Consider the following 7,134-nt stretch of genomic DNA (forward strand, 5'->3'; position numbering starts at 1 on the left):
CAATGATTTGCCCAAGTGGGTATGATGGAATCAGCTAGGTCGCGGGGCGTCGCCTGTGTTTGGCGGCGTCCCGTTTTTGTGTTGCAGGGAGGGTAAGGCATGAACGCCACAGTCGTGATTCCAACGTATTGGGCGGGCGATGACGCTTGCGCAAACGCCCCTGGCACCTATGACCATTCGACGCGACTCAACGCCGACAATCCCGAACTCGACCGCTGCCTGGCCTCGCTTGAACAGGTACGTGACATCCCGCGCATCATCCTTTTGGTGGTCTGTCCCGTTTCTGCCACAGCCGATGTGTCGCTGCGCGTGCGCGAGATTGTCGACGCGCATCCCACGCTCAAGGTCACCGTTGTCACCAACACCCAGGCCTCGCGCATCGCAGACCGGGTTGCTCAGATCGCGCCCAAGGGTTCGGGCGAGTGCGTGAGCCTGCGAGGCTACGGTGCCATCCGCAACATGGGGCTAGCCTGTGCCGCTGTGCTGGGCCATGACGCGGTTATCTTTTTGGATGACGATGAGACTGTCATCGACGCCGACTTTATGAAGCGCGCGACCTATGCGTTGGGGCAGCAGACGCGTCAGGGCTTGCCGATCTTGGTCAAGAGCGGCTATTTCTACGATCGCGACGGCTCGCCGCTGGCTCCCACGGACAAGGCGGGCATCTGCCATCGTTGGTGGACCAAGCGCATCGAGTTCAACCGTTGGATGAAAAAGGCGCTCTCGGGCACCCGCATCTCGCGCTCTAACTACGTGTGCGGCGGCCTGATGGCCCTGCACGCCCGCGCCTTTACGCGTGTGGCCTTTGACCCGTTTATCACCCGCGGCGAGGACTTGGATTACCTCTTTAACATGCGCATGTTTGGCTACGACGTGTGGTTCGATAACGAGTGGACCGTGCGCCATCTGCCTCCGGAGTCCGAAAAGCGCTCACCGCGCTTTATGCAGGATGTATACCGTTGGTACTACGAACGGGCCAAGTTGACATTCGCCGCGCATCAAAAGGAGCTCATTCCCGTTACGGCGGCATCACTCATGCCCTACCCGGGCCCGTGGATTTCGCGCGAGCTCGACGACCGCGTGCGCAAGACCGCTATGGTCCGCAGCGTGTTTACCCGCGAGCATGAGGGCTACCTGCGCATCTGGCGCCATGGTATCGGCGAGGCAAAGGCCTATGCGCGCCAAAACGCTGCAAGCTACCTGCGTTTCCAGAGCTTTTGGCCCAAGATCATGGACGGGCTTTGGCGTGACGCACAACTGATCAGTATCCTGGAGGGGGCCGAATGATCGACCGCCGCGCCCAGCGCGATAGTTCAATATCAATCTTTCGCATCATTGCCGTTGCCTGCGCCATTTGCGTGCTGGTGTACTTTATTTTTGCCTTGGTGACCGGTATCGAGCCGATCGCCACGGTGATTGCCTGCGCGCTGCTGTGCATCTTTCTGTGCATCTTTATCTTTTTGACGCTCAATCCCGATTCGGTGCGCTCCCAGTACACCGAGGAGACGCTCTCGGTGGCCTCGGCCATGCTCGAGGACATTAAGGGCGGTCTGACGCAGGAGTCGGCGCGTTTGGTGTGCCAGCGCATTTTGCCCGAGACGCGTGCCATGACGGTGGCCATCACCGACGAGGGCAACGTGCTGGCCTGCGCGGGCGAGCTTGAGAAAAAACTACTGCCAGATTCTCCCATCCACACGCTTGCCACGCGCTACGTTATCGAACATGGCATCGTGCAGTCGTTCAACCGTATGGTGGATGTCGTGGGCTCGGACGGCTCACACAACCAAGTCCCCGCCGGCATTATCGCCCCCATCAAGGTGGGCGATCGTACCGTCGGCACGCTCAAGTTCTACTACAAGACCCCGCGCGCCGTCGACCGTACCCAGTACGCGCTTGCCTCGGGCTTTGCCGAGATCTTGTCCACGCAGCTCGCCATCCACGAGCTCGAGGTGCAAAAGGAACTCACAGCGCGCGCCGAGGTGCGTGCGCTGCAGGCGCAGATTAACCCGCACTTCCTGTTCAACACGCTGAACACCATTGCATCGTTTACGCGCACCGATCCGCTGCGGGCCCGCGAACTGCTTCGTGAGTTCTCATCGTTCTATCGCGCCACGCTCGACAACTCGGGATCGCTTATTCCGGTCTCGCGTGAGGTTGCCCAGACCAAGCGCTACCTTACCTTTGAGAAGGCCCGCTTTGGCGAGGACCGCGTGCTTGCGACGTTCGATGTGTCCGAGGACGTGGAAGATACGCTGGTGCCGGCGTTCGTGATCCAGCCGATTGTCGAGAACGCCGTACGTCATGGTATGGGCGATGACGACGCCCTGAGGATCGACGTGACCGTTCACCAAGACGGCGAGGATGCAATCTTGATTGCCGTGGCCGATAATGGCGTGGGCATGGATGAGGGTACCGCCGCCAGACTGTTTGACGAGCGTTCTGCCCGTCCCGACGCCAGCTCTCCCCAGGGTGGCGGCGCCGGTGTGGCCATGCACAATATTTCGGAGCGCATCCATCGCTTTTATGGGCCGCACTCCTATACGCGTGTCGAATCGGCGCCGGGCAAGGGCACCAAAGTGCTCCTTCATCTTGATTTGTCAGAGAGCATCTTTGACATTCAAGAGTAAAATGAAAGGCTACGGGCTCAACGTCATGCGACGGATGCCCGGCGTAGTTAGTTGACGAAAGGTTTTATCCCTATGCTGCGTGCGATGATTGTGGATGATGAGGCGCCGGCTCGCTCGGAGCTTCGCTTCCTGCTCGAGCAAACGGGCAAGATCGGCACGATCACGGAGGCGTCGAGCGTCCGCTCCGCCATCGAGATGCTTATGGAAAGTCGCGTGGATGTCGTGTTTCTCGATATCTCGATGCCCGGTGCCTCGGGCTTGCAACTTGCCGAGGCGCTGCATAAGCTCAAAAATCCGCCGGCGATCGTGTTTGTGACTGCGTATAGTGACCATGCGGTCGAGGCATTCGACGTGGATGCCGTCGATTATCTGATGAAGCCGGTCGAGGAAGCTCGCTTGGATCGCGCGATCGAGAAGGTCATGCAACGCACCAAGCCGGTTACGGACAGCAAGGTGACCATCGAGCGTATCCCGGTGGAAAAGGGCGGCCGCAAGGTGCTCATTCCCGTGGACGACATTCGCTTTATCATGGCCAAGGACGATTACTCCTGCATCTATACCGTCGATGATCGTTTTTTGTCGACGACCTCGCTGGCGCAGTTTGAGGCCAAGCTCTGCGACTTTGGCTTCTTCCGTGTTCACCGCCGCTATATCGTCAACTTGGCGTGCGTCACGGATGTGGAGACGGTGCCCTCGGGCGCCATCCAGCTGGGCATTACGGGCGTCGACGAACGCGTGCCGGTTTCGCGCCGCCGCGTCGTGCCGCTCAAGAAGGCTCTGAGTCTCTAGCACACTGGCCCCGCAGCCCTGTAGACCCATCGTCTGCGGAGCCGTGGGGCCTTTTTTGTATGTATCTGCCGAATCGTTTTTTGCGGAAGGGATCCCATGAACAGTGCAAGCGCCAAGCGTATCGACATCATCTCGGACACCCACGGCTATCTTTCGCCTGCGCTCTTGGACGAGCTTAAGGGCGCGGATCTGATTATCCATGCCGGTGACCTTACGTCGGAGATGGACTACGAGCACCTATGCACTATCGCCCCCGTGCGGGCCGTACTGGGCAACAACGATTACTACCGCGACTACGGCCCCGATGTAGACCGTCTTGCGCTCTTTACCTACGAAGGCCTTAAATTCGCCGTAGCCCACTACCGCGAAGACCTTCCGGTGGGATCCGTAGACGTAGCCATCAACGGCCACACCCACGTAACCAAAGAAGCCCAAGTGGGCCGTTGCTTAGTCCTCAACCCGGGCAGCGCCAGCTACCCCAGAGGCACCCGAGGCCCCACCATGGCCAGAATGCTCGTAAAAGACGGCAAGATCATAAGCACTAAGTTTATTGACCTAGAGTAATCACAACAAAAACGGGGGATGCAGATGCGTCCCCCGTTTCCATTTGAGCCAATGGCCGAGCTTCAACAAGAACCTTAGACAACCTCGCCGCGGAGAACGCGGGCTAGCCGCGCAGCGGCGCACGCCCGCAAAACTGGTTGAATAATGTGACGGCAGGGAGGGCTTCCGGGGCTGAGGGCGGGGGTTAAGTTTGTCGCGAGTTCCGCACGCAAAGGAAAGCACTTAATGTGCTTTCCGTCTTGCGCAGGACTGTAGAGCAGCAAACTTAACCCCCGCCCTCAGCCCCGGAAGCCCTCCCGGATGGCCCCAAAAAATTTTTCAAAAAAGTTGTTGCGCGCCGGACAGACTTCTGTGTATACTAATCCCCGCAGCGCACGCGAGCGGAAACAAACGCGAACGTCTGCCTGGGGAGTTAGCTCAGTTTGGTTAGAGCGCCGGCCTGTCACGTCGGAGGTCGCGGGTTCGAGCCCCGTACTTCCCGCCAACGCAATTAAAGCCACGTCTTCGGACGTGGCTTTTTGCGTTTGATGCACTTTGTTTCGATAGAACGATCGCCCTGGTGCATCTTCGCCCAGAATCCCCGCGCCTTCGGGAACGCAAGTAAAATCTAATAAGTATATCTGTCTGAACAACAGCTTTGTTGCGCAACACCTGTTCTACGAGACAGGGGGTTAGGTTATACTAAATTGCACTGTGCGCCGCATCTGATGCATTTCGCTCCAAGCGCGGCACTCAGTGGATATCCGATTTACCATTTGGATGTCCTGGCGGTCATTTAGCGTCTCGACACAAGCTCGGCCCCGGAGCTCGTTCGAGCTGTTCGTATTCCTTGAAAGGGGAAAAATGGACATATCGAGGAAGACTGATTACGCCCTTCGTATGCTGGCGATGCTTGCCGAGGATCCGGAGTGCTTACTTTCTGTTCGCACCGCTGCCGAAGAGGTCAATGTTCCGTATTCGTTTGCCCGCTCGATTCAGCACGGTTTGGTCCAGGCCGGTATTGTGGAGAGCCTGCGTGGCGTCCACGGTGGCATGCGTCTCAAGGTCAGTCCGGACGACGTCACTATCCGCCAGGTCGTCGAGGCCGTTCAGGGTCCTATGGTTATGAACGATTGCACCGCGCCCGATGGTGACTGTGCGCGCATGGGCGCGTGCTGCTATCATCCCCTGTGGGCCGGAGCCCAGGCGTTGATGCGCGACTACCTCGATTCCGTTTCGCTCGGCGACATCGTCGCTCACCGCCAGTTCCCAGCCGCCGATCCCAAGTTCGCCGACCGCGAAGCGTTTCCCGAGTACGCCACCTGCGCGTGCGCTTACCGGGAGGAATAGCGCCGCATAAGGAGCATAGCCATGATTCAGGACCCCTTTCGTTCGATGATTCGTTCGGAAGGGGTCCTGCGTTATCGCGACCTTCCGTGGCGCCGTACACGCGATCCGTACATCATTTGGCTTTCTGAGGTTATGTTGCAGCAAACACAGGTGCCGCGCGTGGAGACGCGTATGCCGGCGTGGCTCGATCGCTTTCCGACTGTTCAGGCGCTCGCTCAGGCTGTCCCTTCCGATGTCTTGGATGCGTGGCAGGGGATGGGCTATAATCGCCGCGCCTTGGCGCTTCACAGGGCTGCACAGTGCGTTGTAGAGGACTGGGATGGGGAGTTTCCGCGCGAGACGCGTGACTTGGTCGCTCTGCCCGGCATTGGCCCGGCAACGGCGCAGGGCATCCGTTCGTTTGCGTTTGATCTTCCGGGCGTGTATTTGGAGACCAATGTGCGCACGGTCTTTTTGCATCATTTCTTTCCCGATGTGCCGGCCGTTCCCGATCGCGAACTGGTGCCGCTGATCCAAGCTGCCTGTCCGGCGGCCCCCGGTGCGGCGGCGGACGAGATCGCGCCCTTTGCCGCGCCTCAAGACGATGCCGACACGCCGCGCGCGTGGTATTACGCATTGCTGGATTACGGCGCGTATCTTAAAAAGACGCTGCCCAATCCGTCCAGGCGGTCGGCGGGCTATAGTCGTCAGTCCAAGTTTGAGGGCTCGCGCCGCCAAAAGCGCGCGCATATCGTGCGTATGTTGTTGGCAGCGCGCGATGGGCAGCCGGCGGGGATTACGCTTGCTGATGCCGTGGTGGGCGTTAACGAGATGGAAGCGGCAGCCGGTCGCGGGCCGGTCGAGTGCGACTTGATCGCGGGCATTCTAGCTGACCTGGAGCGCGAGGGCTTTTGCCGAGCCGAGGACGATCGTTGGTTGAGTGTGTAGCCCGCTCAAATCTGAAGAACGGGATTGTAAGGTTTAAATTCGCGGCTTGAGGGCATCCTAAAGACAAGGTCGCTCAAAGCCTATGGGCGGCACGTGTTGAAGGGAAGTACACCTATGGATTTTGAGAATTCCCAAACCAAGAAGAACCTCGAGACCGCTTTTGCCGGTGAGTCCCAGGCACACACCAAGTATCGCTACTACGCATCTAAGGCCAAGAAGGATGGCTACGTTCAGATCTCGAATATCTTTGCCGAGACGGCGGGCAACGAGTCCGAGCACGCCAAGCTGTGGTTTAAGTATCTGCACGACGGCGCCGTTCCGGGCACTCTGGACAACCTGCGCGACGCCGCCGCGGGCGAGAACTACGAGTGGACCACGATGTACGACGAGTTCGCCAAGACCGCCGAGGAGGAGGGCTTTGCCGAGATCGCCGAGAAGTTCCGTGGCGTCGCCGCCGTCGAGAAGGCCCACGAGGAGCGCTACAACAAACTCGTCGAGCGCATCGAGTCGGGCGAGGTGTTTGAGCGTGAGGGCGTAAAGGTGTGGAAGTGCCTGAACTGCGGGCACCTGCACGTTGGTGCTGAGGCGCCCGAGGTGTGCCCGGTGTGTAACCACCCCAAGGCGTACTTTGAGGAGCAGGTGGTGAACTACTAGCGCTTGGCGCTGGCATGAGCTGGGCCGGGAGGGCGGGATTACCTTCCCTCCCCGCTCACGGCTCCGCAGGGTCGCGTTGAGGGAAGGTAATCCCGCCCTCCCGGCCCGCTTTGGGTCGTCGCGTGCTCGCTACAGAAAAGCTGATTAGAAGTTTGTGTGCCGCCCCTTTAATATGAGAAAGCCATTGTCAATAGGCGTGTTTGTTCGAGCCCGGTTTTAAACCGGGCTTTTTCGTTTCCCGTCG

At 59.2% G+C, this 7,134-nt stretch carries 7 protein-coding genes and 1 tRNA gene; all 8 read left to right on the forward strand.

All coding sequences use genetic code 11. From position 1 onward, the window contains the following. Positions 1 to 99 precede the first annotated feature (99 nt). The 8 genes from ABHR63_RS02240 (at position 100) to rbr (ending at position 6,890) form a co-directional block, all read left to right on the forward strand. The gene (locus ABHR63_RS02240) at positions 100 to 1,287 is read left to right on the forward strand and encodes a glycosyltransferase (protein WP_035136756.1); all 1,188 of its coding nucleotides are present in this window, start codon (positions 100 to 102) and stop codon (positions 1,285 to 1,287) included. Continuing rightward, the gene (locus ABHR63_RS02245; RefSeq protein ID WP_195568631.1) at positions 1,284 to 2,627 is read left to right on the forward strand and encodes a histidine kinase; all 1,344 of its coding nucleotides are present in this window, start codon (positions 1,284 to 1,286) and stop codon (positions 2,625 to 2,627) included. The genes ABHR63_RS02240 and ABHR63_RS02245 overlap by 4 nt, the downstream gene beginning before the upstream one ends. A 72-nt stretch (positions 2,628 to 2,699) precedes the next feature. After that, complete coding sequence (locus ABHR63_RS02250) at positions 2,700 to 3,416, forward strand: LytR/AlgR family response regulator transcription factor (RefSeq protein ID WP_022094115.1); 717 nt, start codon at positions 2,700 to 2,702, stop codon at positions 3,414 to 3,416. A gap of 96 nt (positions 3,417 to 3,512) precedes the next feature. Next, positions 3,513 to 3,980, forward strand: a complete 468-nt coding sequence (locus tag ABHR63_RS02255) for a YfcE family phosphodiesterase (RefSeq protein ID WP_195543777.1) — start codon at positions 3,513 to 3,515, stop codon at positions 3,978 to 3,980. Positions 3,981 to 4,386: 406 nt separating this feature from the next. Further along, positions 4,387 to 4,464 (forward strand) — tRNA-Asp (locus ABHR63_RS02260). A 359-nt stretch (positions 4,465 to 4,823) separates the two neighbouring features. Beyond that, complete coding sequence (locus ABHR63_RS02265; RefSeq protein WP_346964987.1) at positions 4,824 to 5,309, forward strand: RrF2 family transcriptional regulator; 486 nt, start codon at positions 4,824 to 4,826, stop codon at positions 5,307 to 5,309. A 21-nt stretch (positions 5,310 to 5,330) separates the two neighbouring features. After that, positions 5,331 to 6,236, forward strand: a complete 906-nt coding sequence (locus tag ABHR63_RS02270; protein WP_006235153.1) for an HhH-GPD family protein — start codon at positions 5,331 to 5,333, stop codon at positions 6,234 to 6,236. 114 nt (positions 6,237 to 6,350) lie between these two features. After that, on the forward strand, positions 6,351 to 6,890 hold the full coding sequence (gene rbr, locus ABHR63_RS02275; RefSeq protein WP_006235152.1) for a rubrerythrin: 540 nt from the start codon (positions 6,351 to 6,353) through the stop codon (positions 6,888 to 6,890). Positions 6,891 to 7,134 lie beyond the last annotated feature (244 nt).

The organism is Collinsella aerofaciens (assembly GCF_039752775.1).
Classification (GTDB): domain Bacteria; phylum Actinomycetota; class Coriobacteriia; order Coriobacteriales; family Coriobacteriaceae; genus Collinsella; species Collinsella aerofaciens_R.